Genomic DNA, 24150 nt, shown 5'->3' with positions numbered 1-24150 from the left:
TCCTTATGGGGTGTCCACATCGCCGCGCACGGCGAGGGTAAAGCTATCGGAAGCGAGCACCGGGGTGCCCTGTTGAACCACGCGGGCGAGCCACAGCGGTGCGGCTGCCCCAACTGTGTTGAGGCGGAGCACGTTGTCCACGCTCCAGCCGGCGTTGAAGCCCCTTTTGTCGAGCTTGAAATAGGGCGTGCCGGTGGCGGGGTTGATGGGGTTGCAATCGCTGGCGGTGTTGCCCACGCCGATTTGGCCCAGGTGCTCGCCGATGATCGTGAAGGAGGTCGAGCCGTTGAACCTCAGCGCCCAGCGCTCCGTCACCGCCCCGGCGTTCTGCACCTCGACCGGGTAATTGATCGTGTCGAACGTCGGGCCTGCCGCATTGCCGATCTGGTTGTCGGACCAGGCTCCCGTCCACGTCTCCTGGTCGAAGAAAAGCGACACGCGGGCGGCCATGTCGCCCACCAGCAGGGCTGAGCTGACCTTCGAGCCCGCCGGATAGGCGCGGGACAACGGGCGATTGAGCTTCACCAGGCCTGAGACCTGCACGTCGGTCATCAACGCGGCCTCCTCGATGCGGTCGCGGATCTTGATCGGTTGCGAGGCCGGCGCGGCGGTGAAGGTGACGGTACCTGCTACCCGGTCCACGGTGTACCCGCCCACGACCGCCGCCCCGTTGGCGCCGATGACCGTGACCTGGCCGACGTTCGGGCGCCCCAGGTTCACGGTCTGCCCGCTGCCCACGGTCATAGGTGCCGAGGTCTGGGTGTGGTGGATGACAGCCACGCCGCCGTTGCGAAACACAGGGACGCGGCCATCGCTGGGCAGCCGCACAGGGTCCAGGCCGAGCACCGTCGAATCCAGTGGGACATAACTGTAGGCGACCGCGTTGTAGCGCAGCGAGTCCGCGCGAACCTGCCCCGTGAACCTCAGCGACACCACGCCGGTCTCGTAGTTGATCGAGCCGGAGGCGATGCCCGTTCCGGTGACTTCCCCAGCTGCGTTCGCTACCCCCGAGACGTTGCTGCCGCCGGCGGTCTTCCCCAGGATCGAGAACCCGCTGGGGGCGACCGGGGCCGCAGCGATGCGGAAAGTGATCACGTCGACCAGGCTCGCGCCGACGCGCGCAGTCTCTGCCGGGGCCGCCGACGCAACCCAGTCCGTCACCGCGTTCTGCAGGCCAGGCGCCCAGGAGTCCAGACGCACATAGCCAGGGTCGACAACAACGCGGCCCCGGGGCGTGCCTCCGCCGGCGGCGAGCGAGGGGTTCTCGCCCAGCAGGCCGTCCGCGCCAGAGCACATGCGGGTGCCGCCGATCTTGAACGCGACGACCGGCGAGAGCGTCTTGCCCGTGCCGGGCCGGCAGCCGATAGACAGCGTGTCGAGCGAGACGGTCTTGGACGCGGGGGCGCTGGTGCCCGAGACCCAGCTCGCCACCATGGCGAAGCCCTGCTGGAATGGGCTGCCGGCATTGAGGACCGGCACGGTCACGGTGCGCGTTTCGACGCCGGTGATCGCGGTGCGCTTGGGGCCGGACGGGGTGCCGTCGATCGACACCTCGGCGAACACCGAGTCGCGCTGCGATTGCGAGAACGCCTTGACGAACGTCAGCGCGCCGGTCGCGTAGTTGATCGTGCCGACCTGGATGCCGGCGTACATGATCTTGCCGGCGCCATCGTCTGCGACCCAAATTCCCGTGTCGAATGTCGAGTCGACGCCGGGGTGGACGCGTTGCGTGCCGCGCACGCTGATCGAGGCCTTGAACGAGCGCTGCTTGACCGGCAGGGTGCCGACCAGAGTCGTGCTGTACTCCGCACCGGCGTCGGTGAAGGCCCCGAGCGTGTAGTCGGCGGGCGTGCCTCGGGGGGACGTTATGAAGTTCAGCGTGATCTGGGTGCCTTTGGGCGGCAAGACCTTGGGCAAGAACCTCACGATGCCGTCGGAGTAGCTAACACCCCCGTCCGCGTCGCCGCTCAATACCCCGGCCGCGCCGGTGTCCGTGGCGGTCTTCCCGGCCCAGGTCACCGTCAGCGTGCCGGGCGAGATGCCGGCCCCGGGGCTGGCAACCGCAAGCAACACCTCGGCGCTGGATGACGTGACCGCAGTTGGCGCGGTCGGGAGCGGCTCGCCGTTGGCGGTGGCCGTCGCGCCAGGACTCTGCAGCGGCGCGGCAGCCACGGCGGCAGCGGGCGCCCAGGCCAGCAGGATCGCGCTAGGGACATCCGGTAGCGACCCCAAGGTCAGGCTCAGCGTGCCGGTGCTGAAGTTCAGCGAGCCCGCGCCGAAGGAAGCGTCGGCGCCTCGCACGGCGCCAGACCCGTCTTCAGAGAGCACATACCACCGCCCCTGCGAGCGATAGCTGACCTGCAGGCTGCCGGGCGCTGGCGCAGGCGTAACGGGCAGCACCCAGGTCAGCCGGCGGGTCGCGTCCGTCACGGGGATGCCGACCGACTCGGAAGCAATCTGAACCGGCGCGCAGGGCGAGTAGGTCGCCGACACATTGACCGCACCCGTGCCGAACAGGTTGGTAGCCAGGGAGGCGATGCCGTTGGCGTAGTCGACGATGCCGACACTAACGGCCCCGCTCATCAGCTTACCGCCCGAGTCCGTCAGCACCGAGCCAGAGACGGTGAGGCGCAGCGAGCCGGGCAAGATGCCGCCGCCGATGTAGAGGGCGCTGGCCGCCGTGAAGACCACCGCTGCGGCAGTGATGGTGATCGGCTCGACCGTGCCCGCCTGCAGGGCCGCCGACTGCTGGTTCATTCGGGCGTCAGCGATGCCGACTTCGGTACGGCTGGACGGCACGAGGGGCACGAAGATGCCGTCGGCGGAGATCGTCCGGTCGCCTGCGCCCACCGGGGTCAGCAAAGGCTTGACGCCGTAGTAGCGGGCTGCATCGGCCACCGTGGTCCCGTAGACCTTGGCCTTGCCGGCGGCGTCGCCAGAGTCCGTCCGACTTGCTTGGTAGCCCCGGTGGTCGGCGCGCAGCTGATCGCTGACCGACATTGTGACGATGGCGCGTTCAAAATCGCCTTTGTCGTCGGTGAATGTCCGCTTCGTTGCCGTCCTGTCCAGCACGCGCAGGTACTGCTCGAACTGGGTAGGAAGGCCTTCATTCGAGCGCACAAGCAAGGTCTCACCGACCGATGGAACGGGGGCCTCGACGCGCTGCACCACGGCAACGGTCATCTGGCCGGCGATGTGGTCGCCGAAGAGCTGGCCGGCATAGGCCGGGCCTTGGATCAGGTAGGACTCGATCCGGTTTTTGGCGGCGTTTCGAGTATCAAACGCATCGTTCGTCGAGAACAGCAGGCACGACACGCCGGGATCGTCTGGCTCGTCGGCAATGATGGCGTGCGCGCCCATGAACACATCGCGGCTCGCTGTTTGCACGCTGGCAAACACCTTGCGGAGAGCAACACGGCCGTAGACATGATCGAGCTCCGAGACGTCGGGGAACAGGTTGTTGCTGACACCATCGGCCACCACGATGCCGGTGGCCGCGCCGCCCCCTTCAGGCACGTCGGCTAAGACCTGGCTTGCCAGGATCTTGATGTCGTTGTCGAGAATGGGCACGTCAGATCTCCATGAATTTGAGGGTGGCGGTATGGGCGTCGTCGGGCTGCACATCGTCGAAGTGCTGCACTGGCCTGGCCACCATGACTTCGCCGTCCTGGTGGCGCCAGATCACGGTGCGCGCCATGCCGCGTAGGGTCAGCGTCATTTGCTGGCCAGGTTGATCGGCCCAGGCCTTGAGAAGCTCGATGGTGAAGCGCGGCATCCAACTGGCCAGCGCCACGGGTGGCTCCAGCGTGATCGGCCGGCCGCCGCTGCGCGCCTGGATACTGATGATGGCGGCGCCCGTCAGCGAGCGCTCGACCGACTGCGCCACCGGATGCCAGGCGGTTTCGTCTGACCAGTAGAGGTCGCCAGGCAGGGCCACCGAGGTGGTGCCGACAGTCAGGGTGATAGGGCTGCTCATGATCAGTTCGGGTTGCTACGCTTGGCCAGCGTGGAAAGGTGTTCGACAAAGCTCTGGATGGCGCCTGCGCCCTGGTCGTCGGTGGGCACGGTGCCGTGATAGCTGCCGTTGAGCGTCAGGGTCACGTTGACATGCACGACACGGGGCGCGGGCGCCGGCGCCGGCGCCGGCACCGGGCGTGGGCTGGGCGTCGGCGCAGGATCTGGCCGTGGCGGGCCGGGTGCCGGTGGGGGCTTGGGCCCGAAAAGGGAGTAGCCGGCATTGCCGTTTCGCTCCGCCGGGTCGCGGGCCCTCAAGCTGGCCTGGTGCTCGGCCTGCTGCTGCCGCTCTTCTTCTTCCAGCTCCGGGGTCTTCTTGATGAACTCAGAGCCATCGGACAGGCCAGCCCGGAAGCGCGCATTCTGGTTGGCTGCCACATGGTCAAAGTAGTAGCCCTCTGGAATCTTGAGCTGGCCCCCCATGGTCTGGCGGTTGCCATTGGAGTCCAAGGTGAAGCCGTCCTTGTCGACGTTGAGGCGCTTTCGCTCCAGCGCCAGAGCCTCTTCACGTGCAGCATTGGCCCGCTTGATGGTGGCGTTCTGACGCTCCAGGGCGGCGGTCTGGCTTTCAATCGACCCGGTCAAGGAAGCGGCGGCCTTGGCGCCTTCGGTCATGCCATTGACGATGGCCCGGCCGGCGTTTTCGGCCGAGAGTTCGACACCGCGCAATGCCGCCTCTGTCTTCAGCGACTCGCTGGCCACGCCGCCATTGGCCTTGATGGCGGCCTCGGCGTACTTAAGAAAACCGTCTTGCAGCTCGCGAGCAGTCGCGGTACCAGAGCTGCGCATGGTCTCGTAAGCAGTTCGGAACTTGGTTGCCGTCTCATCCAGGGACTTCTGGCTGGTTACGCCCAACACCTTCATGGCTTCGGCCAAGCTGTTGATGCCCGGCTTGGCCCGGTCGAGTTCGTCATTAAGCGCCTTGGCGCGCATGCGAGCATCGTCCAGCAACCCGTCTGTCACTTTGTCGCCGAGCTTGCTGCGCAGCGATTCGATGCGGGCTATCACCGCGTCTATGGACTTTTGCGAGTCAGCGCTATTGATGGCCTTGCTGATGCTGGCGCTGAGTACAGTGCCGGTGTCAATGCCCTGGGCCTTCATGCGATCCAGGCCAGCCACAACCGCCTCGATGTCGTTGAGCGCGCTGACTGAGGCCTTGGACATGCCGCCGCTGATTACAGCAAAGTCCAGGCCGGCGCGCTGGATGGCTTCGCGCAATGTTGCATCCATGACCTGGGCGGTGCGTTCCGTCTCGCGCCCGACAGCACTGAGCGCTTCGCGAGCGGCAGTCTCCAGTGCCTTCAGCTCCGCACCGGCCACACCGCGCTCGATCGCGCTTTTGAGTTTGGCAGCCGCTTCCTCGGCCTGTTGTTCCAGCACCAGCATGCTGGCGCGAAACTTGGTTTCAAAGGCCAGCAGGTCCTGGCCTTTGAGTGCATCCGCCCAGGCCTGCTGGAACTGCTCGGCCGACAGCTTGCCATCGGCCTTCAGCTTGTCCAGCACGGCCGCAGCGTTCTGGATTCCAGGCAGACTGGCCAGGTCGAACTTCTTGCCGATCTGGCTGATGGCCTCATCGACGTTTGTGCCCTTTTTTGTGAGCTCGTCAAACTGGGCAATCAGCCCGGCGCCGGCCTTGGATACGCCAAACAGCGCGTTCTCATGGGCCTTAGCCAAATCCATTTCCCGCTGACGCAAAGCCTGACGTTCTGCCAGTTCCTTGTTCAGCGCGGCTTCCTGCGCGGCCAGCTCGGCGGTGCGATCTTTGTATCCCATCAGCTTGGCGGCGCTCTCGCCTATCCAGGTGCCGATGTCCTTGAAGTTCGTGACCAGGCCAACCAAGGTAAAGGCTCGCAGACCCGCCAACAAACCGGCAAAGCGGCTCACGCCAGCGCCCGCACCGACAGCCGCTGCTTCGGCGCCTTTCATGGCTGTCGCACTGGCAGCTACCTGTACGGCGGCCGCCTGCGCTGCCGTGCTGACACCCATGAAGTGCTGTGCGAGACGCAAGGCAATGAACCCGGCGCCGGCTTGTGCAACATCGCCCAACAATCCGATCAGCCCATCCAGATTCTTCGCCAGCAAATTGATCGCCTGCGCAGCGGTCTTGCTAGCACCCGAGGCCTTGTCGGTTTCGCCGACATAAACCATCCAGGCCGTGGACAGGTTTTGCAGTGCGCCACCAATGGTGGGCGGTAGCTTGGCGAACTCGGCCGCCACGCCTTCGCTTTGCATGCGCATCGCCCGCAGCACAGCCTCGGCGCTGAGCTGGCCTTGCTCGGCCATGCCACGCAGCTCGCCCTTGGTGACACCCAGGCCGTCGGCCATGGCTTGAGCCAGGCGCGGCGCCTGCTCCATGATGCTGTTGAACTCATCACCGCGCACCACACCCAACTGCAGACCTTGCACCAGCTGGGTGATGGCTGCGCTGGCCGAAGCGGCGCTGCCGCCAGTGATCTGGATCGCCTGGTTGATGGTCTGGGTCAGAGACAAAGCCATTTCCTGGCTCATGCCAGAGGCCTTACCGATCTCCAGGATCTTGGTGAAAAGCTGAGCCGTGGCGTCCAGATCAGAGCGCGTTTCTATCGCCACCTGCTGCACGCCTGCCAGGGCCTGCTCGAATGCTTTTCCCTCACCCGTAACGAGCTTGATGCGGCCCGCCAGGCTGTTGTAGGCGTCCGCCGTGCGGGCGACGTCACCAATCATGGCGCCCAGGCCACCCAGGCCTTGCAGTGCCAGGTAGCCGTTCTGCACGCGTTGCAACTGCTCGCTGATGGAGCTGACACCCTCGCCCACCGCGCGGTGGGTGCGCACCATGGTCTCACCCGCTGCTACAGAGCTGGCCGCAGCACTCTGGTAAGCCGGCGCCAGGGCGGCCGCGTTCGCACGAGTTTGGGCCAATTCGGCGGCCAGACGCTGTTGAGCGGCCTGGGTGCTGGTAGCTGCCACCCCATGACGCTGTAATTCAGCGGTAGCCTCGGTCAGCGCAGCGTTTTGCCGCTGCACCGCCTGACGCGCGGTATCAGCGGCAGTCTGCAGCTTTTGCAAGGCAGCGGCCTCTTGGGCCGTTGGTGGGCCAGCAGCGGCAATCTGCCGGCCAAACGCCTCGACTTCTTTCTCGGCAGATTTGAGTGCTGCCGCTGCGGCGACTGACTCGCGTTTGAGCCGCTCGAAGGTGTTCAGCGCCTCTTGCTGCTGGGCCAGCTCACGCAGCTTCTGTGCCGCTTGCTGGGCCTGCAGCTGAAGGTCGCCCTTCAACACCTTGGCCATATCGTCCAGGCGAACGGTCAGTGCGGCCACGGACTCCTGGCCCTGCACGCCGGCCTTGATGTCGATACCGATGGAGTGGTTGCTGCTCATGCTGTGCCTGGACGATGGGCGGGGCCTTGTTTAGAATCTGCCCATGCCCCGCCTCATCGCCTTCGTGTTATGCCTGTCGGTCCTGTCGTTTGCAGGGTCGTTCTGGCTGGGCGCCGCATTGATGGGAATGGCCGTCGTACTGACAGCGGGTTATGTGATTTGGCTGCTGGGGCAGATCGTCACAGTCCAACCCGCTCAGTTGCCACGGCGCACCCTGCGCCGCTAAAAGCCGGGTCGTGTGACCCGGTGTGGTTTCATCAAACCATCGTGGTCCGATAAAAGCGGCTGATGCCCGCGCCGATCTTGGTCTGGTCGGCCATCAGGGTGCCGGTCACATCCAGCTGTCCGAACTTGCCGGTCAGCAGGCCCAGGCTCTTGGTCACGCCCTGGCTGGCGCGCCAGATGTCCACCACCACCGGCTTGCCTTCGTCGGCCTCATTCAGGCCGCCGAAGCGCAGTTGCAACTCGGCGGCCTTGGTGGTCAGCGCCTCCAGCACGGCCTGACCGGCAAAGCTGTAACTCAGCTTGGCGGCGTCGCCATCCGTCACGCCAGGCGCGTTGTCGTAGACCCAGATGCCCTCGGGCCGCACCTCGTAATTGCCAGCCGCAGCCAGCGGTGTGCCAGGCGCTGTGTCCTTGGTGATCACCACGGACGACAGCAGAACATGAGGCAGCGGGATCAGGCCACCGCGGTAAAGCGTGATTGGTTGATCCGCCGCAGTGCCCGCATCGGTTTCAGCAACAGTGGACAAGGTGGCACGCGCCAGATTGACGACGTTCAAATCGGCCAGGGCGGCGCTGATCGTGACATCGCTGACGCGGCGCACCTCGGCGTAGGTACCGCCGCCCAGGCGTGTCAAGTCCGGTTGCTTCTGCACGTCTTCGGCATGGGCCAGCTCCAGGTTCAGCACATTGCCCAGCGGCAGCATCAGGCCGGTGCTGCCGTAGGCACGGGCATAGAGCTGGCCCACGGTCAGGGCAGGTTTGTAAACCTTGCGGGTGATCACTTGCGGAGTTGGCATGGAGAATTCCTTGGTTTGAAGTAAGACAGTTGGGTTACTGGCCGCTGCTGAAGATCGTCTCGACCGTGAAAGCCAGCGGCACATACATAAAGCCCTTGCCTGCGCTGCCGCGCGGGCCAGGGGCCAGTTGCATGGGCGTGGCGGCATTGGGCGGCTTGAAGCCAGCCAGCGCGGCGCCTGCCCGCGCGATCAGTTCCCCGGCTTCCTGGCGCGCCGCCGCGCCGTGGCGGGCCCCGGCGACGTTACGCACCGCGACCACGCACAGCCAGCTGTGCTCCAGCCGAGCCTTGCGGCCCAGGGCCCCAGCCTCCAGCACCCGAAAGCCGTTCCAGATCACATGCACGGCGGGCACGAGCTGGCTTTGTTCCTTCACGTCGGCCAGCTCGGCCTCGGTCAGCACATGGACGGCTGGCTGCAGGCCGGCCAGCGCGGCCTGGAGCCGGGCCACGATGTGAGGCTCCGGCGCCAGGAAGTTGTTCGGGTGGACTGCGCTCATGCTCAGCGGTAGCCGGCGAGGCTGTCGTCGGTGATGTAGCGCGGTGAAAACGAATGCATCACCTCGCATTCGCCCGACACCGCGCCGGTGATCTGCGGGCCCGGCTCGCCACCCCAGGGGCAGGCCAGCACGGCCTTGCCCGCAGCGATGGCTTCCAGATCTCGCTGGGCGGTCTTGAAGCGCACGAACACCTCATGCTCGGGCGCCACCTGGTCATACAGGTAGTAGCGCGCCACGTCGCAGGCCATGCGCACCAGCAGTGGCGGCGGCACCAGCTCGGTCGCGGTGGGTTGCTGTGGCGTGGGCGCCGGCTTTACGCAGCCGAGCAGCGGCAATGCATAGACCAGGCCGACGTAGCCGTCGATATGCGCCTGGGCGTCGGCCAGCATGCGCTCCAGCTTGGTGGCATCAACCACCACAGCGCCCGCGCCGGCGGTGAGCTGGATCAGCTCCAGTTCACCAAAACGGTCGATCATGTCCTGAACGGTGGCGTAGTTCATCGCGGGTGCCCTGCGCTTAGGCGTTGCGGTGAGTGACGATCTGCGCCTCGACCAGTTGGCCGGCCGCAGCAGCACCCAAGGCACGGGCGCAGTGCACCGTGGCGGTTCCCACTGCAGCGCGGCCAGAGCCGTCCGCCGCTGGCTTGAGGTAGTCGCCAAAGGCCACGGCCTCGGACACTTCGACCGGGAAGCTGTAGCGAGTGACGGCCTGGAAGGCTTCGTTGACCGCCGCTGCGCTCTCACTGATGCCTTGGCTGTCTTTGACACCGCCAGCGGCCGTGGCATAGCCACCGTCGTAGGCGACGAATCGGTTTGCGGCAATGGCCACCATGGCCACGATGGTGATGGCATGGCTCTTGTCGTACTGGCGGCCGCTGTTGTTTTGAGAAGGCATGGTGTGGGGCTCCTAACGTGGGCGTGGGATCAGCGCTTCTTGGTGGGCTTGTCGGCAGGCGGCGTGCTGGGCGTCTGTGGCTCTTGCACTTGCTCCTGCGCGGGCGTCTGTGGCTCTTGCACTTGCTCCTGCGCGGGCGTCTGTGGCTCTTGCACTTGCTCCTGCGCGGGCTCGGTGGCGGTGGACGCAAGCTCGGCCTGCACGCGCTCACGCTCGGCCTGGAAGGCGGCAGCGTGGCGCTGGGCCGCGTCGGCGGCGGCCTGCTTGTCCAGATCGTCCCGCGTCGGATCAGCGGCCGCGCCGCTGGCTTTCAGGGCCTGGGCATCGTGCTCGCTCAAATCAGGCAGGGGCTGGCCAGGCTGGATGACGACTCGGGCACCATTCACGACTACGGCCGTGGCGACCAGGGCAATCAATAGCGTCATTGCAAAGTCCTTTCTATGGGTCAATCGCTTCGCTGGGCCACCCCGTGGGCAACCGGGCCCACGGGGTGCCAGCAGGCCCGTGAGGGCCTTGCGGCGGCGGCGAGGTGTTACTTCGGATTGGCGAACAAGAAGGCGGCGTTGTTGTAAGCCACGTTGGCCTGGCGCTCATAGGTGGCGCCGTAGATCCAGCTCTTGGCGCCAGGGTCGTAGTACGGCGTCTCGGCGAATGGGTGGCCTTCCAGCACGTTGGTGAAGCCAAAGGCCGGTTCGGCCAGGCTGATGTCGCTGCTGCCGCCAGCACCGATCTTGGGCACATAGGCCAGCACGGCGTTATTGCCCCAGACGTCGGAGCCCACGCCATCGCTGCCAATCACCACCGCATCGCCGACCTGGATGGTCTGCACATTCAGAATGGTCTTGAGCTGATCCAGCGTGGCCGGGCCCATTTGCGTGCTGGGCAGGTAGCTCTTCACCTCGGCGTTGGTCTGCAGCGCCTGGGCAGCATCAGCGCTCAAGGTGAGCGTGTTGGGGCGCTTGCCGATCTTCTTGCGGATGGTCTCGGAAGCCGCACGAATGTCGGTCACCGGCGTGCCGGTCGCGGCACTCCATTTGGTGGCGCCGGCCAGGGCCAGCACATGGCCCGCCGCGTAGCTGCCCACGGTGGTGGCCAGGCCCGCCACTTCCAGCTCGTAGTCCAGCAGCAGGATGTCGTTGGCCGTGGCCATCGCGATACGGCTCACATCCAGATAGTTGCCCACGTTGAGCTTGCGGCTTTCGTCGGCTTCGCGCAGCAGCTCACGCGGGATCGGCACCTCCACGCTGTACTGGTTGACGGTGTAGGTCTTGTCGTCGTAGCGAATGTCCACGCGCTTGGTTGCGCTACCGGGCGCGCGGCGCAGGTTGTAGCGGCGCAAGCGCTCATCGCCAGCCTGGGCCAGCGTCACGGCCGACAGCGTTTGCGGCAGGCGCGGGAACAGCGCCTCGGCAATGAAGGTGCCTTGGCCCAGACCCAGCAGCAGGTTGGTCAGGATGGGGTTTTGTTTCAGGCGAATCTCGGCGGGCGTCATCATGGCGATGCACTCCTTTTGTGTGGGTATAGAGGTGGGTCAGGTGCTCAGGCGGCGAACGAGGTCACGGCGCGCAGGGCTTCCGAGTAATTGACCTTGTGCTGGGCGGCATAGGCGCGTGCGGCCTGGTCGATTTCGGCATCGCTCTTGCCCTTGGCGCCGCCGGCCTGGGCCGTGGCATTGCCGGGCGCGAACTCGCCGAACTGCACCTTGGGCGCGGCGGCCGTGATCAGGTCTTGCAGCCATTGGCCCGGGCTGAGCTTGCGCGTGGTATTGCCTTCGCTGAACTCGACGGGCGCGGCTGCGTCCAGCGCCACCAGCGTGGCCACGGCCATGTCCTTGTCCTTGGGCAACAGCCGGCCGGCCTGCACCTGGGCCTCGGCAAAGCTCACCAGCTGCGCCTTGCGGTCGGCCCGGGCCTTCTCGGCAAACTGGACGGCTTGTGCCTCGGCGTCGGCCGCCTTCTTCTTGGCCGCCTCGGCGTCGGCCTGGGCCTGAGCGAGCTTGGCGTTTGCCGCGTCGAGCTGGGCCTGGAGTTCCGTGGTCATATCGTCTTGCTCCTGAGTGGTTGGGGTGGGTTGAGTAGATTGAGCGATGGGTTCGGAGAACGAGACTGCCGGGGCCGCCTCGGAAAACTGAACGTCCTTGAGCCCCTTGACCGCCGGCGGCTGCGCGCCGAGCCAGGCCACATGGCGCGGATACCAGATGCCCGGCTTGGGGTTGGTGGTGTCGGTGGGGTGATAGAAGGCGGCGCTGCGCTTCTTGAAGCGGCCGGCCTGCACCATCTCGGCGAACTGCGGTTCGACCTGGTCGTGCTCGGCGATCTTGAGTACACCGTCTTCGGCGACCAGGCGGCGCACCCAGCCATAGGCGGGATGGTCGCCTTCGGGGTGGCCGACGGTCAGCGGCGCTTCGTGCAGGGAGGGGTCGTAAGCCGCAGCGGTGGCGGCTACGTCGGCATCGGTGATGGTGTAGACCTGTCCGTTCTCAGCGGTGCGGGTGCCGGAGCGGAAGATCTCGATGCCGTCGGGCAGTGTGGGGTTGGGCTTGGCGGCTTGCATGCCCCCAATGTCGTGCCGGGCGGGCGCCGGGGCCGAGTAAAACGCTTTAGTGTTTTTGGGCGCTGGGCTTCACAGCCGGGCGCAAAGGAATAGGCCGCTGCGCAGCAGTCCTAGAACGGGAATGGCCAAGCCTGACCGCGTGCACGCCTGACTTCCAGCGATCGCTTATTGGCCGAATCCTCGGCGGCGTGGCTGTAGTCATCATCCGGATTTAGCGGGGTCTCGGGGGCTACGCGGATTGCGTAGACCAGCACCGGGGCGGGGCCAAAATGCGAGTGCGTGATTGTCGTCACCCGCATGCCGCGCCAAGGTAGGACAAGACGGCGCGATTCATCGCCCTTGCGTGGGTAGCCCAGGGTCAGCACCACACGGTCAAATGTTCGGTGCTCAAGGCGGCGGCGCCAGTGTGGCGAGCAAAGGCGATATTCCTCGACCTTGGTCCCGTTCTTGATGGCGTCGAAGTACTCCGCTTTGAGAGGCAGCGTCAAGTCCATATTCAGTTCTCCTCCAAGCCAGGCAGGCGGGCCTGGCGCGCGGCGAACTGTTCGCGCTGCCAGGCGTCAACGATCTGACGGACGCGCATCTCGGTCAGGCTGTATTCGTGTGCCAGTTCGCGGTAGTTGTTGCCGCGGAACTTGCCGCACATCTCGCGATCGCGCACCGACAGCTGGGCAATCAGGCCTTTGGCAATGTAGATGCCGCCACGGCCACCCATTTCCTGCGCCAGGTGCTGCATCTGAGCCAGCACCTGCTGCGTCCAGGTGCCGAGTTGGGCCAGCCAGGTGTCGGTCGGTGCGGGTTGGCCCGCGCGCACATCGACCAGCACCAACGCCTCATACAGGCACAGCGCCAGGTCGCGCATGCCCTCGGCCATGCCGGCGGGGAGCTGGGCTTCCAGCACAGCCATCTCGGCTGCGGAAACAAAACGGCGCTGGGCATTCATGGCTGGTCTCCTAGGTCCTGCACCTGCGTCAGCACCTGCACCAGCGCCTGTGCCTTTTCTTGCGCATCGTTCAAGGCTTCGGTCAGAGCCGCCCACGCAGCCCTATTGGCATCAAAGCTGCCGTCCAGAGCGCGCTGGACGGCGCGCTGCAGGCCCAGGGCCAGCTCTGGGTCGAAGGGTTGGCGGCGATGTTCTGCGGCGGCCTGAACCTTCAACGCCTCAATGGCGGCTGGCAGGAAACGCATGGCCCATTTTTTCAAAGTCTCGATCAAGTCATGCATTTGGTCGGGCCGGGCCCAGTGCAAGTCATCGACCTTGGCGATGCGTTTGCAGTAGGCCGCCAGCGCCCGCTCAGACGGGTCGCGCACGACGCCCAGGTCGGCCAGGAACAGCCACAGCGCACGGACCTTGCGGGCGCTCACGCTGCTGTCTTGGCGGCGGTCGGGCCTACCTTTCGCACCGGCCTTGGCCGTCGCTCGCACCTTGAAGCCCTTGCTCTTGAGGTGAGCCAGCACCGCATCCAGGGCTGGAATGTCCATCTCGCTGGTGGAGCTGGCGCCGCCCGCGCAGACCAGCAGCTCGCGGTAGGTGCCTTCCTCCAGCTGCAACTCGCGGCGGGCCACGTGGATGATCTTGACCAGGCGTGCGCGGGCGTCCGTGGCTTGGGTGAGGGGCTTGCGTTCCATGTTCTTTACCTTTGCAGCTTGTTCAAACTGCCCACCGGGCGAGAGCAGCTTGAAAAAACCCCAGCCGTACTGCGCCGGGAAAAACCGAGGGCTGGCTGGCCACTCGATCAGGGAGTTCGGTTTGCGTTCGGGTGCAAGTTGGGGGTTAAACGTCCAGCGGCCCGATCTGGATCTTCTTGGGCTCCGGCGCGGGCGGCGCCACGGGCCAGCAGAGTTCGCAGCGGAAGGCCAACAGGGCGCCGTGCTCGCAGCGCAAGGGGCCGTAAGCGCCCGTCACCCGGGGTTCAATGACGGCAGCTTCGTCTTCGTAGTGGCCGCTCACGCCGCCACCTCGGTCCCAGCCTCGAAGGGGGTGATGACGAAGTCCTCAACGCCCGACACGATGGCGATGCCGGCGATGCCCTTCACAGCGTCGGGCTCATTCAGCATGGCTTCCTTGTTGGGCTCGTTCTTCACACGCACAAAGCGGCCCAGGCCCATGCGCAGCAGGGTATCCATCACAGAGTCGGCACCGCGAATGCTGACGCTGGGCGGGCGCTGGCGCCAGCACACCTCGCCGGTGACCAGGTTGGCGGTCTTGCCCTTGCCGCAAAGCGTCTCGCGGTGGGCTTCGCAGAAGGACTGCACGCCCTCTTGCAGCACCAGCAGTCGGCCCTGCAGGGCTTCCAGACCGGGCTGGTACTGCTTGGTGATCTCGGCGATCTGATCGTTCATCTCGGCGCGTTGGCGTTCGAAATCACGCTGCAGGTCGCCGATCAGCTTGATGTCAGCCGCGCAGTCGGTCTTGGTTTGGGGCACCTGAACGGCGGCTTTGGCTTTGATGCGGGTTGCCATGAGTTTTGCTCCTTGGGTTGGTGGTGATTGGGTAGAGAAATCAGGGTTTCAGTCGGTATTCGTGGGGGCGTCAACCAGGTCGGCGCTTGAGCAACTGGGCGCGCAGGGCCTCGGGCATGGGCACGGCTTTCTTGATCTGCTCGTCGCTGCACAGCGGCACCGGGCCACTGCTCGCTGTGGGCATGGTGGGCAGCAAGGAGGCCAGGCTGGCCGCGCCCTCGGCCTGACCCGGCCGGGTCTGCGCTTTGCGTGCGGCTTCGCGTTTGCTCTCAGCCTCGCCTTCATGGCGGTCGGCCAGACCGGCCAGGATGGCGTAGAGATAGGCATGACCCTTCATCGGCAGGTCCAGGCGAGCGGCATCGCGGGCGGCCAGCATCTGGTCGATGCCCTGGGCCCAGAGCGCGTGCGGCACGGTCCACTCCCGACCCTTGGATGCAATGGCCTGGCGCTCCAGGTCGGGCAGCAGGCTCAGCACCAGCTTGACCTGCTTGGCCACGGTGAGCCGGGACTTGGGCGGCGTGAACAGGGTCAGGTATTGCATGACCCGGGCGCCCAGCGGAATGCTCACGGCGGCCAGGCGGGCAAAAGCCTGCTGGGCATCGGCCTCGGCAAACAGCACGCCCAGGCTCAACTCCGTGCCGCAGACCGGGCAAGACAAATCACCGCTCACGCCGGCACTCCCAGGTTCAGCAGCGCCAGGTGACCGCCCGCGGCCAGCAGGGCCAGGCCCAGCGTCAGAGCCAGCAGCACGAGACTGCAGCACCAGGCTTGCACACGCCGCCGGGCAGAGCGGCGAGCACAACAGACGATGACGCCCGGGGCGAAGGGGTGGCGCTTGGCTGCAGGGTTCATTGAGAGATCCTTCTGGCGCTGATGCGCTTTGCATCGGGGAAAACTTCCATGACACCGATCACGGCGTCGATGCCGCAGGCATACAAGCCCTGGTGCTCGCGTTGCGAGCCGTCGCGCAGAGTGAAGGTGATCAGGTAGAGGACCATGGCTCAGCACCCCGCGATCACCTGGGCGTCCACCTGGGGCCAGGCGGCGCGGGCGGCGGCATTCATGGCGCGGGACACTAGGTTGTTGACCACCAGCGGGTGGCAGATGCTGCGCGCATCACCGAGCTTGCCGCCGCGCGGCATGTGCACCAGGCGGGCACGGATCGCATCGGCCGCATCGGCCGCGAACACGTCTTCGAACTTCAAGTCGAAGCGCGCGAACTTGTGACGCAGGTAGCCTTCGAGGTCGGCATCCAGGGGGCTGAGCTCAACGATCTCGCAGCGCTGCATCACCTCGCGCACCTCGGCGTTCTGGCTGCCCAGCCGGTCGCGCAGCTCAGGCTGGGCGATCAGGGCCACGCCCAGCAAGCGCTGCATGCCATCCTTCAATTCCAGAAAACGCTTCAGGTGCTTGAGCGTGGCGGTGGGCAGGCAATGAGCCTCCTCGATCAGCAGCAGGTGGCGGCGGCCCGCGCGGCGGCTGGCCTTGAGCAAGGCATGCACCTGGGCGAAGCGGGCCTCCGGGCTGCTCTTGACCTTGAGCTGCGGATCCAGCGCGGCGGCGATGGCCTCGGCAATGTGACTGCTCTTGAGCGTCTTGCCCTTGGCGTCGTTCTGCTCCATCGCCAACACATAGGGGCGGATCACCAGCACCTCGCGGCCAGCAGCCTTGATGCGTTCTTCCAGATCCTCGGCCAGCGTGGACTTGCCCGCGCCGCTCTCGCCCACCACGGCGATGAAGCCGTGGTGGTTGGCTGCGTCCATCAGCGCGGCGCGGACATAGCGCACGCTGGGGCTCTGGAACACATCGTCGGGCGTTTGCACGTCATCAACGAAAGGGCTGCGCGGCAAACGGAAGTGCTCGCGGGCCTCGGGAGTGAGTGATTGATTCTGCAGTAGCATGGTTGCGTCCTCTTGTTGATTGGGTTCAGCGGATGGATCGGCCTCGGCGTGTTCCACCACGTCGGGGCCAACTTCTTTCAGGGCGGCCATAGAGCCGTTTTTTTGCTTGGGTGCGACCTCGGTATGGGCGGCGGCTTTTGCGGGCTTGCAGGGGGTTTTTCCCACCGGTAAAAAGGCATTGCGGTAGCGGTCGCCCGCAGCCTTCCTGACGGCGTCGTAGGAAATGCCCAGTTCGGTGGCAACTTGACGATGCGTGAGTCCCTGCTCACGCAGTTGGCGCGCCCGTTCCAACACCGTCGGCGTGATCTTTATCGGCCGGCTCATGCCCCACCTCCTGCCACCACGCGCAGGCCGGCGCGCACGGTGAGCCGATCAGCCAGGGCGTCAAGCTGGTCTTCGGGCACGCCGTCGGGGTGCCAGGCGCGGATCAACGCATGGCGCTCTGCGCTCAGCTGGGTGCCACGGCGCGCCAGCTCGGCGGCCACCTCGAAGTGGCTGAGCACGCGGGCTGGGGCGGCCTGGGTGACCACGGCCGGCCGCAGCTCGGTGCCGCGGCGCGGCAAGAAGGTGCGTTCGGGCGCCTGCTCGATGGGCTTGTAGGGGTCGATGCGGCCACCAAAGGGCACGGCCCTGGCCTTCTTCTTGGCTTCGGCCTCGGCGTCGGTCTGGGCGTCCCAGGCGAAACGCTCCACCTCCTTGCGGTTAGTGTCGAGCTGGGTGTCGGCCGGGCGGCGGTAGTCCTCGCCGATCACATTGCCGTCCTCGCGGAAGCCGGCGTCGTCGCGGGCCACCAGCGGAATGGTGTGCAGCAGCTCATTGCCCTCGGCATCCACGTTCACGATGGCGGCGGTGTCGGAGGCGTAGGGGCTGAAGGTGATCAGCACCTTCTCGCCCACCATGGCACCGGGCACACCGCGCACATCGAACTCGCGACCCTTGAACTGCACGGTCAGGGTGTCGCTGACCTTGCGCGACTCGGGCTCATGCGTCAGCAGCTCGCGGCACAGCTCGGGCGCCGGCGCCAGGCGCAGCTGGGCGGGCTGAATCGTCATCCACTGTTCGGCCCGGGTGCGGCCATGGCGGCTGTGAACCTTGTGGGCGTTGTACCAATCGGACCAGCGGCGGGCCTGGGCGTTCAGCTCGGCCAGGTCGGCCACCGGCATCAAGCGCAGCGCGGGCTCGAAGCTACGCTCGATGATGTTGCGGGCGTTCTCGACCTGGCCGGTGGCGCGCGCATTGCCCGGCATGTGTGGGATGAGCTTGACCTGCAGGCGGCGCGCCAGGTTCTTGAACAAGCCGCTGGTGTTGGCCGAGCCCATGTCCATCATCAGGATCAGCGGCACGCCGTGAATGACCTGGCGCTGCTGGATGAACTCGATGAAGCTCTCGGCCAGGTTGGTGCCGCTCTCGGCGCCCAGCACATAGTTCAGCATCAGGCCGCCGCTGTTGTGGTCGGTGCCCTCATAACTCCAAACCCGGTCGCGCTCGATGGCCTTGAGGTTGGCAGGCTTGTTCTTGTAGAAGCGCTCGCGCTCCATCACCTGCAGGCCGGCTTCGCGCTCGGTCTCGGCATGCAGGTAGTACAGCACGCACAGGCTGGCGTCGATCTGCCAGACATGGTTGGGATGCAGGCTTTTGAGTTCGACGGCGGGCGTGGGGCGATTGAGCTGGTCTGGGTGCATGCCATGCACGCGCAGCGCACGGGCTATTGCCGAGTCGGACAAGGGGCGCAGCTCGCCTGTCGCCTCGTCCAGGAACTCAGCGCGGACTTCGCTGTTGGCGCGCAGGATCTCCACGGCCTGGCCGATGGAGAGCAGGCGCTTGTTGTTCTTGCGCTGGCTGGTGATCAGCAAGGCGCTGATGGCCTTGGCCTCATCCCGGGTGAGCGAGACGGCGCCGGCGTCGGATCGTTGCTTGCGTTCGGGCTTCATGGTGACCTTGTTGAGGTGGCGGTGCAGCGTGGCCAGGCTGATGCCCAGCTCGGCGCAGGCGGCGGCGTAGATGTGACCCTTGCCGCCGGGCCCCGCCGCAGCAGCGGCCTGGGCCACCGCGACCAGGCGCTGCGTGGTGACGGCGTTCAGAGCCATGGATCGCTCAGTCCTTGTCCTTGGGGAAGGCCCACTCGGCCACTTCGGCGGCGAGCTCCTGCTGGGCCAGGCTGGAGGCATCGGGCAGGTTGAACTCAGCGCGCAGCGCGGTGAGCTGCGCCTGCACCTGGCCGACCAGGCCGGCCATGAAGACGTGTTGCGGGGCGCTGTCGCCGTGATTGCTGAGCTTGATCAGCGCCTGGCGCAGGCCGCCGAGGATGGCGCCCTCGGCATCGGCCGCGATGGCGGTGGCTTCTTTCTTCACCAGGGCCAGTTGATCGTCGGGTGCCAGCTTGTTGACGCGCTGCAGATCGCGCTCCAGCTTGTCAATGCGGGCGTTCTTTTTTTCCAGCAAGGCAGCGTCGGCGTCTTTGTCGGCCTTGGCTTCGCGGACTGCGGCGCGCAGTTGCTTCACGGACATGGTGGCCACGTCGTCCAGGGCCAGTTCACCGGTCTGACCTAGCTCGGTCAGGTCTTCGAGCTGCTCATCGTCGAGGGGCAGGAGTTCGACCAGTCGGGTCGAGTTCCCGCCACCCAAATGCGAAGTCAACTTCGTATTTGTGGCGAACCGCCGTACTACGGCCATGTACTGCTGAGCTGCTCGTGGCGCGAGGTTGAGCCGCTCCAGAGCAGGCAGGAATTGACCATGCCCGCACGCCTCTTTGAGCAGCAGCAAGTAGCCGCCTAGTTCGAAGATGCCTGCGCCAATGCGCTTGATCGCATCCCTTGCCGAGTTCTCCAGCACGGCCGCGTCAACGCCGCCCTCATAGTTCAGGTGCTGAGCCATCGCGATAACGCGCTTGCCCTGTTCGAGGCGTGCCAGCGCCAGCGTGTTGGCGGCGGCCGTGTCAGCCTCCAGGGTGCCGGGCACGATGGCGGTTTCGGTGATCTCGGGGGCGGGTGTGGGTTTGCGGGCCATGATGTTGTGTGTGTTGTCAGTCAAAGTGGGGTTGCGTAGCGACGGCTCAGCTCGTCGAGGTTCTGGCGGGCGGCGTTGAGTTCTGTAGCCACGGTGATGCCGATGCGGGCCAGGGCCGGGCCCAGGCGCCAGCGATTGGTGCCGGGCACTTGCTCGACGAAGCCGGTTTCAGCGGCCAGGGCGGGCAGGTTGACCGAGACCCAGCTGGGTGACACGTCCAGCCCCTTGGCGATCTCGCCCGGGGCCAGGCCCAGCACCACATGGCCGGCCAGCAAGCGGAACAGATCGCAGCTCTTGCGGATGGGGGCGGACAGGGCCTTGTCGCTGGAGGCGCTCATGCGGCGGCTTTCGTCGGCAAAGCCAGCACGCGCTGCAGTTCGGCGAGCAGGGCCTGGGCCTCGTCGCGGGTGAACTTCAGTGAGATGTAGCTGCCATCCGAGTAGTTGCACAGGTTCACATCGCCGCTGCGCTGGTGATGGGTCACGCCCACGGTGCGGCCGGCATTGAACATCTCGGTGGTATCAACCGCCACGGGCACGAAGGCCGGCGGCAGGGGCTTGTAGATGTCGGGCATGGCGTTCAAAACTCCAGTTCAGGCGCGGCGTAGGCGGCCACGTTCTTGTGGTGATAGGCCACCTGCTCCAGGTGGGTGCGAAGCGCCTCCAGCGTGGCGGCCGGGTCGGCCTGGCCGTTGGCGGCGTAGAAGTTGGTGAGCAGCTGCAAGGCCTGGGCGCAGCCGGCGTTGAGCGCCATCAGCTCGCCCGCTTGCGGGGCCTTGCCGCGCGGGATGTCCACCAGCAGCTTGTTGCCCGTGGCCGCCAGCCAGCGCGTGACGAAGCAGCAGCCGCAGGCATGCTCATAGGCATGCACATTCACCAGGGGCATGCGGCCGTTGGCAATCCATTTGTAGAGCGCCCAGTGATCCTCCAGGCCCATGCGTTCGGCGATGCGCTCCACGCTGAGTTGCTGGCGCTCCAGCGCAAAGTCTTTGCAGGCCTTGAGCGCATCGCGCAGGCTGGCGGGTTGGTAGGTCTTCCAATTGCGGCGGCTCATTGGAAAGCCCTCCGGGCGGGCAGCAACAGGGCGTCCAAACAAATCGCCTGGCTGCATCTGGTTGTGGCGCAGGCCTGCTGCCACAGTGGCGACATGACTCGCAAAACACACGGCAACCAGCCACCCAAGGAGACCCCCACCATGACCAAGGAAGAAGCCCTGGCGCAAGCGCTGGCGGAAGTCCACAAGCAGCTGCAGCTCATGGAGGCCGAGCGGCTGGCCTTGCGCAATGCCTTCAAGCTGCTGCTCAAGCGGCTGGGTGCGGCGCAGGAGGTACGGGCGGACTTGCTCATGCTGGCCTCGGTGCTGAAGTCGCCGGACGCTGAGGCGCCGCGAGCAGCGCTTGAAGCCCTTGCAGACGAGCTACTTGCGCTCGGTGGGCGGCCATGAGCTGGGCGGCCAAGGCCTGGGCTTGGAGGCGGGTGAGCGCGCTCATGCCTGCGCTCCGACCAGGCGGGGCTCAATCAGGCGGCCTGCAGGAGCCACGCGGCCGGGGCGCGTGGTGATGAGGCCTTCTTTCATGCCTAGCAGCACGGCGATGTTGCGGCTCATGCCGCGCATGCATTTCTTGCGGCCGGCCAGGATCTCCCGCACCAGGCTGTGGTGCACGTTGTTCTCGCGCGACCATTGGGCGATGGTGATCCCTCTGAACAGCATCTCGCTGCGAACCTGTTCGGGCGACTTCCCCACGAAGACCAGAGTGCCGTCCAGGCGGAGCTTGAAACGCGGCTTCATGCTGCCAGCTCCAGCTCAGCGGCATCCTGCGGCTGGGGCTTCAGGCCCAGCACGATGGCAGCGCGGTGGGCCTGGCCATAGTTGCCGACCAGCTTGCCGCGCAGCAGGTCCACCAGGATGGGGCGCGGCAGGTCATGGGCACGGGCCAGGCCAGCCACCGTGATGCCCTGGGCCTTGCACCAGGCGGCGGCGGACTGCGGCGTCTGTGGAAATGGCACGCGCAAGGGTGCGGCGGGCGTGCTGGCGGTGGCGGGGTGGCGCTTCATGTGTGGTGGTCAGTGGTAGATTGCGGTTTGAAACAAATCAAAGGTCAGGGGACGGCGTGGCGGAAGAACAAGTCAGAGCGCTCGCTGCCGCAGTTGGCGTGCAAGGCGGCGAACTCGAATACCAACTAGGGCAGGCGTCGGTACTGCTCTGCGCGATAAGCGCTTTGGTGGCGACACATCCAGACGCCAGGGCATTTGCACAGGTGTTCCGAACGCAATGGCAAGGGCTTGGCTCGCAAAACCAAGCGCAGCCAGACGGCTCAGCTGCCGCTGAAGGTATGGATGCGGCACTGACTGTGCTGGAACAGGCGTGCCCTGTGCCGCTGGGAGTTCGCCCGCCTGACGTGGCTGAAAAACCTGGGATTCGCTAGAGGTCATTTTTTTGGCTTGGCGCGTGGCTGTTGGTTGGTGTTCGCCGTGGTGTGGGGTTGATTGTGGGACTTATTGATCTCTTTTGCAAGGAGTATTTGTGATCAATGGATTACTTTTTTTCGAGCGTCTAAAGGAGGCCCGGAAAGAACGCGGTTGGAGTCAGGCGGAAGCCGCCGAAGTCGGAGGGGTGTCCCGCGAGTACTGGGGCCGCTGCGAACGCGGCTCGTCGATTCCTGGCGGAGAGGTCTTGGCTGCTCTCGCGGCCGCAGACTTCGATGTGATGTTTGTCCTAACGGGCAAGCGCCGCGACCCGTGTTCACCGAACCTGACCGCCGAAGAACAAACCATGCTGGACTATTTCAGAGAGGCCAGCAAGGAAGTGCGGCGTGCCGCTTTGGGCGCACTCTTGGGCGCGGCGTCTGGCCCGGGGCCAACGGTGCGGATCGGCGGCTCAAACAGCCAGCACAGCACTGGCGCTAACGCAGTGAACATTGGGTCTATTGGAGAAACGCCGCCATCGAAGCGGCGTAAGTAGCAGGGAGTGAGCGAGATTGGGAGTAATTCCGAAGTGGGTGCGCGACTGGGTTGTAAAACTCAGGCCTAGCCAACATAGCAGTGGAAAGAACGCAGTCAACATCGGGCAGATGCGGGACAACAAGGTGACCCATGTCAACGTCACCCTCAACCACATTTATCAGGCATTGCCGACGCCTGCGCCCGTACAGGCGCGGCCTAGATTTGCCAACGAACAGCAGCGCGAGGTTTTGAGGCTGCTGGTGTCAATACGGCCACATGATCGAGGCGTGTTCGATTTCATGGAACGGGAGTTCGGCACGCGCATGGTGATCGACCTAAATGACTTGCAGCTCAAGCGGGCACGGCGTTATGCAGAGACGGTTCAAGCAAAGGCGACACGAAGCGCCGGGTGGAGAGGGCAGGACGATGAGAAGAAACAACACGAGGTTCATTAGTTGGGCCATAAGCTTGGTCGTGTTTCTTGCCGCAGCGCCGAGCTGGGCCGTCAATAAATGCACCTTGGCGGACGGCCGAGTGGTTTACCAAGATGCGTCTTGCGGCAACGAAGTAAAGTCCACCGAGGCGGTGAAGACCTGGGTGTCGAACGGGATAGAACCTGGTGCTCGCAGTCGGAGTAGCCGGGACGTCGCGCCCAACCTCAAACTGGCAGGCCCAGCTCAGGCCAAAGGCCTGCTGGACCTCTACCGTCGTTGGGCAGATGCCGACAGACTGGCTCGCACGACGGGCCGTATCGCACTGGCTGGGCCGGTAGCCAACTTGCAAAGCCTGCAGCGGGAGGCTGAGGCTGTCGTGGTCCCAGAATGCCTTTTCCCTGCCAGCAAAGCGCTGACCACTCTCATCACCAAGAGCACAGAGGCCATCATCGAGTTCATGGGTAAGCAGGAAATCAAGAACATGGTCTACGAAATTGTCGATAAGCCCAAGCTGATCCCAGAATTTGAAAACGCTGTGTCAACGGCGCGATGCGGGTAGTCACGAAGGCAGGAGCGTGAGTCGGGTGGTCTTGGGCTCGGTCTGTTTTAAAGCACTTTATTGAATCTGCATGCACCCCACTGGGCACAGTGGCTGCATGCAAACCCAAACCACCCCCTCCCGGCCTTTTGTCCAACGCTGTGCCGCAAGGCTGAAGCGCCCGCCGCGGCTGAGCGGCTGGGCCCTCATCACTTTGTTGCTGGCTGTGCTGGTGTGGGCTATCGCGCCGCAGCAGCTGCCGGTTAGCCTCTACAAGTTGAGCTTGGTCACCCTGGCCGGCGTGGTGGGCTATTGGCTGGACCGCAGCATGTTTCCCTATGCGCGGCCGGACGCCTTTTTGCCGGACACCCGGGAGGCCGGGGACTTCTTGCAGCTGCCGCCGGGCGAGACGGCCTGCACGCTGCTGGTGGCGCCCGAAGAATCGCAGCTCCGCCTGGCCGGCACGGCCATGTTGCGCCGCGCCTTGATTGTGGCCGCCACGATGCTGGCGATGGGCCTGGGGGCCTGAG

32 protein-coding genes are annotated in these 24150 nt (G+C 65.5%); 6 read left to right on the top strand and 26 right to left on the bottom strand.

The annotated features are described in order from the left end of the window. Window positions 1-3 precede the first annotated feature (3 nt). From HNP55_RS17775 to HNP55_RS17765, 3 genes are read right to left on the bottom strand one after another with little or no spacing between them, the layout of a single operon-like run. Window positions 4-3570, bottom strand: a complete 3567-nt coding sequence (locus tag HNP55_RS17775) for a hypothetical protein (protein ID WP_184302397.1) — start codon at window positions 3568-3570, stop codon at window positions 4-6. 1 nt (window position 3571) lies between these two features. After that, complete coding sequence (locus HNP55_RS17770) at window positions 3572-3976, bottom strand: hypothetical protein (RefSeq protein ID WP_184302394.1); 405 nt, start codon at window positions 3974-3976, stop codon at window positions 3572-3574. A gap of 2 nt (window positions 3977-3978) precedes the next feature. Then, window positions 3979-7371: a tape measure protein gene (locus HNP55_RS17765; RefSeq protein ID WP_184302391.1), complete on the bottom strand. Its 3393-nt coding sequence runs from the start codon at window positions 7369-7371 to the stop codon at window positions 3979-3981. Window positions 7372-7414: 43 nt separating this feature from the next. Here HNP55_RS17765 and HNP55_RS17760 point away from each other — a divergent pair, with 43 nt between their 5' ends. Continuing rightward, window positions 7415-7597 (top strand): hypothetical protein, encoded by a 183-nt coding sequence (locus HNP55_RS17760; RefSeq protein ID WP_184302388.1) that lies wholly within the window; start codon window positions 7415-7417, stop codon window positions 7595-7597. Between the two features lie 31 nt (window positions 7598-7628). Here the strand turns inward: HNP55_RS17760 and HNP55_RS17755 are convergent, their stop codons facing one another. From HNP55_RS17755 to HNP55_RS17655, 21 genes are all read right to left on the bottom strand, one after another. Further along, a complete protein-coding gene (locus HNP55_RS17755; RefSeq protein ID WP_184302385.1) occupies window positions 7629-8393 on the bottom strand; it encodes a hypothetical protein in 765 nt (254 codons plus the stop codon). 34 nt (window positions 8394-8427) lie between these two features. After that, window positions 8428-8889 carry a hypothetical protein gene (locus HNP55_RS17750; RefSeq protein WP_184302382.1) on the bottom strand — a complete coding sequence of 154 codons (462 nt, stop codon included), beginning with the start codon at window positions 8887-8889 and terminating at the stop codon, window positions 8428-8430. 2 nt (window positions 8890-8891) lie between these two features. Then, window positions 8892-9389: a gp436 family protein gene (locus tag HNP55_RS17745; RefSeq protein WP_184302379.1), complete on the bottom strand. Its 498-nt coding sequence runs from the start codon at window positions 9387-9389 to the stop codon at window positions 8892-8894. A gap of 16 nt (window positions 9390-9405) precedes the next feature. Then, complete coding sequence (locus tag HNP55_RS17740; protein ID WP_184302376.1) at window positions 9406-9783, bottom strand: DUF2190 domain-containing protein; 378 nt, start codon at window positions 9781-9783, stop codon at window positions 9406-9408. A gap of 29 nt (window positions 9784-9812) precedes the next feature. Beyond that, a complete protein-coding gene (locus HNP55_RS17735) occupies window positions 9813-10208 on the bottom strand; it encodes a hypothetical protein (RefSeq protein ID WP_184302373.1) in 396 nt (131 codons plus the stop codon). Between the two features lie 107 nt (window positions 10209-10315). After that, window positions 10316-11278, bottom strand: a complete 963-nt coding sequence (locus HNP55_RS17730; protein ID WP_184302370.1) for a major capsid protein — start codon at window positions 11276-11278, stop codon at window positions 10316-10318. A gap of 44 nt (window positions 11279-11322) precedes the next feature. After that, window positions 11323-12336 (bottom strand): hypothetical protein, encoded by a 1014-nt coding sequence (locus tag HNP55_RS17725; RefSeq protein ID WP_184302368.1) that lies wholly within the window; start codon window positions 12334-12336, stop codon window positions 11323-11325. Between the two features lie 110 nt (window positions 12337-12446). Further along, window positions 12447-12830 carry an ASCH domain-containing protein gene (locus HNP55_RS17720; protein ID WP_348648727.1) on the bottom strand — a complete coding sequence of 128 codons (384 nt, stop codon included), beginning with the start codon at window positions 12828-12830 and terminating at the stop codon, window positions 12447-12449. A 2-nt stretch (window positions 12831-12832) separates the two neighbouring features. Continuing rightward, window positions 12833-13279 (bottom strand): Mor transcription activator family protein, encoded by a 447-nt coding sequence (locus tag HNP55_RS17715; RefSeq protein ID WP_184302365.1) that lies wholly within the window; start codon window positions 13277-13279, stop codon window positions 12833-12835. Next, window positions 13276-13965 (bottom strand): gp16 family protein, encoded by a 690-nt coding sequence (locus HNP55_RS17710; RefSeq protein ID WP_184302362.1) that lies wholly within the window; start codon window positions 13963-13965, stop codon window positions 13276-13278. The genes HNP55_RS17715 and HNP55_RS17710 overlap by 4 nt, the downstream gene beginning before the upstream one ends. Before the next feature lie 145 nt (window positions 13966-14110). Beyond that, window positions 14111-14287: a hypothetical protein gene (locus HNP55_RS17705; protein ID WP_184302359.1), complete on the bottom strand. Its 177-nt coding sequence runs from the start codon at window positions 14285-14287 to the stop codon at window positions 14111-14113. Next, entirely contained in the window at window positions 14284-14799 is a 516-nt protein-coding gene (locus HNP55_RS17700) for a host-nuclease inhibitor Gam family protein (protein ID WP_184302356.1), read from the bottom strand. Before HNP55_RS17700 ends, HNP55_RS17705 begins: the two co-directional genes overlap by 4 nt. Before the next feature lie 70 nt (window positions 14800-14869). Continuing rightward, on the bottom strand, window positions 14870-15469 hold the full coding sequence (locus HNP55_RS17695) for a hypothetical protein (RefSeq protein WP_184302353.1): 600 nt from the start codon (window positions 15467-15469) through the stop codon (window positions 14870-14872). Beyond that, the gene (locus HNP55_RS17690; RefSeq protein ID WP_184302350.1) at window positions 15466-15651 is read right to left on the bottom strand and encodes a hypothetical protein; all 186 of its coding nucleotides are present in this window, start codon (window positions 15649-15651) and stop codon (window positions 15466-15468) included. Before HNP55_RS17690 ends, HNP55_RS17695 begins: the two co-directional genes overlap by 4 nt. Continuing rightward, window positions 15648-15797 carry a hypothetical protein gene (locus HNP55_RS17685; protein WP_184302347.1) on the bottom strand — a complete coding sequence of 50 codons (150 nt, stop codon included), beginning with the start codon at window positions 15795-15797 and terminating at the stop codon, window positions 15648-15650. Before HNP55_RS17685 ends, HNP55_RS17690 begins: the two co-directional genes overlap by 4 nt. A gap of 3 nt (window positions 15798-15800) precedes the next feature. Next, complete coding sequence (locus tag HNP55_RS17680) at window positions 15801-17024, bottom strand: AAA family ATPase (protein ID WP_246448500.1); 1224 nt, start codon at window positions 17022-17024, stop codon at window positions 15801-15803. Next, window positions 17021-18787 (bottom strand): integrase, encoded by a 1767-nt coding sequence (locus tag HNP55_RS17675; RefSeq protein WP_246448499.1) that lies wholly within the window; start codon window positions 18785-18787, stop codon window positions 17021-17023. Before HNP55_RS17675 ends, HNP55_RS17680 begins: the two co-directional genes overlap by 4 nt. Before the next feature lie 7 nt (window positions 18788-18794). Further along, window positions 18795-19706: a hypothetical protein gene (locus tag HNP55_RS17670; protein WP_184302344.1), complete on the bottom strand. Its 912-nt coding sequence runs from the start codon at window positions 19704-19706 to the stop codon at window positions 18795-18797. A gap of 20 nt (window positions 19707-19726) precedes the next feature. Further along, window positions 19727-20044, bottom strand: coding sequence for a transcriptional regulator (locus tag HNP55_RS17665; RefSeq protein ID WP_184302341.1), 318 nt, complete (start codon window positions 20042-20044; stop codon window positions 19727-19729). Continuing rightward, window positions 20041-20280 carry a hypothetical protein gene (locus HNP55_RS17660; protein WP_184302338.1) on the bottom strand — a complete coding sequence of 80 codons (240 nt, stop codon included), beginning with the start codon at window positions 20278-20280 and terminating at the stop codon, window positions 20041-20043. The genes HNP55_RS17665 and HNP55_RS17660 overlap by 4 nt, the downstream gene beginning before the upstream one ends. Window positions 20281-20285: 5 nt before the next feature. Continuing rightward, window positions 20286-20759 (bottom strand): hypothetical protein, encoded by a 474-nt coding sequence (locus HNP55_RS17655; protein WP_184302335.1) that lies wholly within the window; start codon window positions 20757-20759, stop codon window positions 20286-20288. Window positions 20760-20852: 93 nt separating this feature from the next. Here HNP55_RS17655 and HNP55_RS17650 point away from each other — a divergent pair, with 93 nt between their 5' ends. Then, on the top strand, window positions 20853-21149 hold the full coding sequence (locus tag HNP55_RS17650) for a hypothetical protein (protein WP_184302332.1): 297 nt from the start codon (window positions 20853-20855) through the stop codon (window positions 21147-21149). Between the two features lie 42 nt (window positions 21150-21191). On the opposite strand, the gene HNP55_RS17645 is transcribed toward HNP55_RS17650, so the two are convergent. Further along, complete coding sequence (locus tag HNP55_RS17645; protein ID WP_184302330.1) at window positions 21192-21494, bottom strand: DNA-binding protein; 303 nt, start codon at window positions 21492-21494, stop codon at window positions 21192-21194. Next, window positions 21491-21760 (bottom strand): DNA-binding protein, encoded by a 270-nt coding sequence (locus HNP55_RS17640; RefSeq protein ID WP_184302327.1) that lies wholly within the window; start codon window positions 21758-21760, stop codon window positions 21491-21493. Before HNP55_RS17640 ends, HNP55_RS17645 begins: the two co-directional genes overlap by 4 nt. Window positions 21761-22229: 469 nt before the next feature. Between HNP55_RS17640 and HNP55_RS17635 the strand changes: the two genes are divergently transcribed. The 4 genes from HNP55_RS17635 (at window position 22230) to HNP55_RS17620 (ending at window position 24149) form a co-directional block, all read left to right on the top strand. Next, window positions 22230-22667, top strand: a complete 438-nt coding sequence (locus HNP55_RS17635; RefSeq protein WP_184302324.1) for a helix-turn-helix domain-containing protein — start codon at window positions 22230-22232, stop codon at window positions 22665-22667. 109 nt (window positions 22668-22776) lie between these two features. Further along, window positions 22777-23103 carry a hypothetical protein gene (locus tag HNP55_RS17630; RefSeq protein ID WP_184302321.1) on the top strand — a complete coding sequence of 109 codons (327 nt, stop codon included), beginning with the start codon at window positions 22777-22779 and terminating at the stop codon, window positions 23101-23103. Window positions 23104-23122: 19 nt separating this feature from the next. Beyond that, the gene (locus HNP55_RS17625) at window positions 23123-23641 is read left to right on the top strand and encodes a hypothetical protein (protein WP_184302318.1); all 519 of its coding nucleotides are present in this window, start codon (window positions 23123-23125) and stop codon (window positions 23639-23641) included. A gap of 97 nt (window positions 23642-23738) precedes the next feature. Further along, window positions 23739-24149, top strand: coding sequence for a putative holin (locus tag HNP55_RS17620; RefSeq protein WP_184302315.1), 411 nt, complete (start codon window positions 23739-23741; stop codon window positions 24147-24149). Window position 24150: the final 1 nt, after the last annotated feature.

The sequence above is a fragment of the Roseateles oligotrophus genome, from assembly GCF_014204525.1.
Taxonomy (GTDB): Bacteria; Pseudomonadota; Gammaproteobacteria; order Burkholderiales; family Burkholderiaceae_C; genus Paucibacter_A; species Paucibacter_A oligotrophus_A.
Note: the sequence above shows the minus strand (reverse complement) of the source record. Positions and strands in the feature narration are given on the sequence as shown.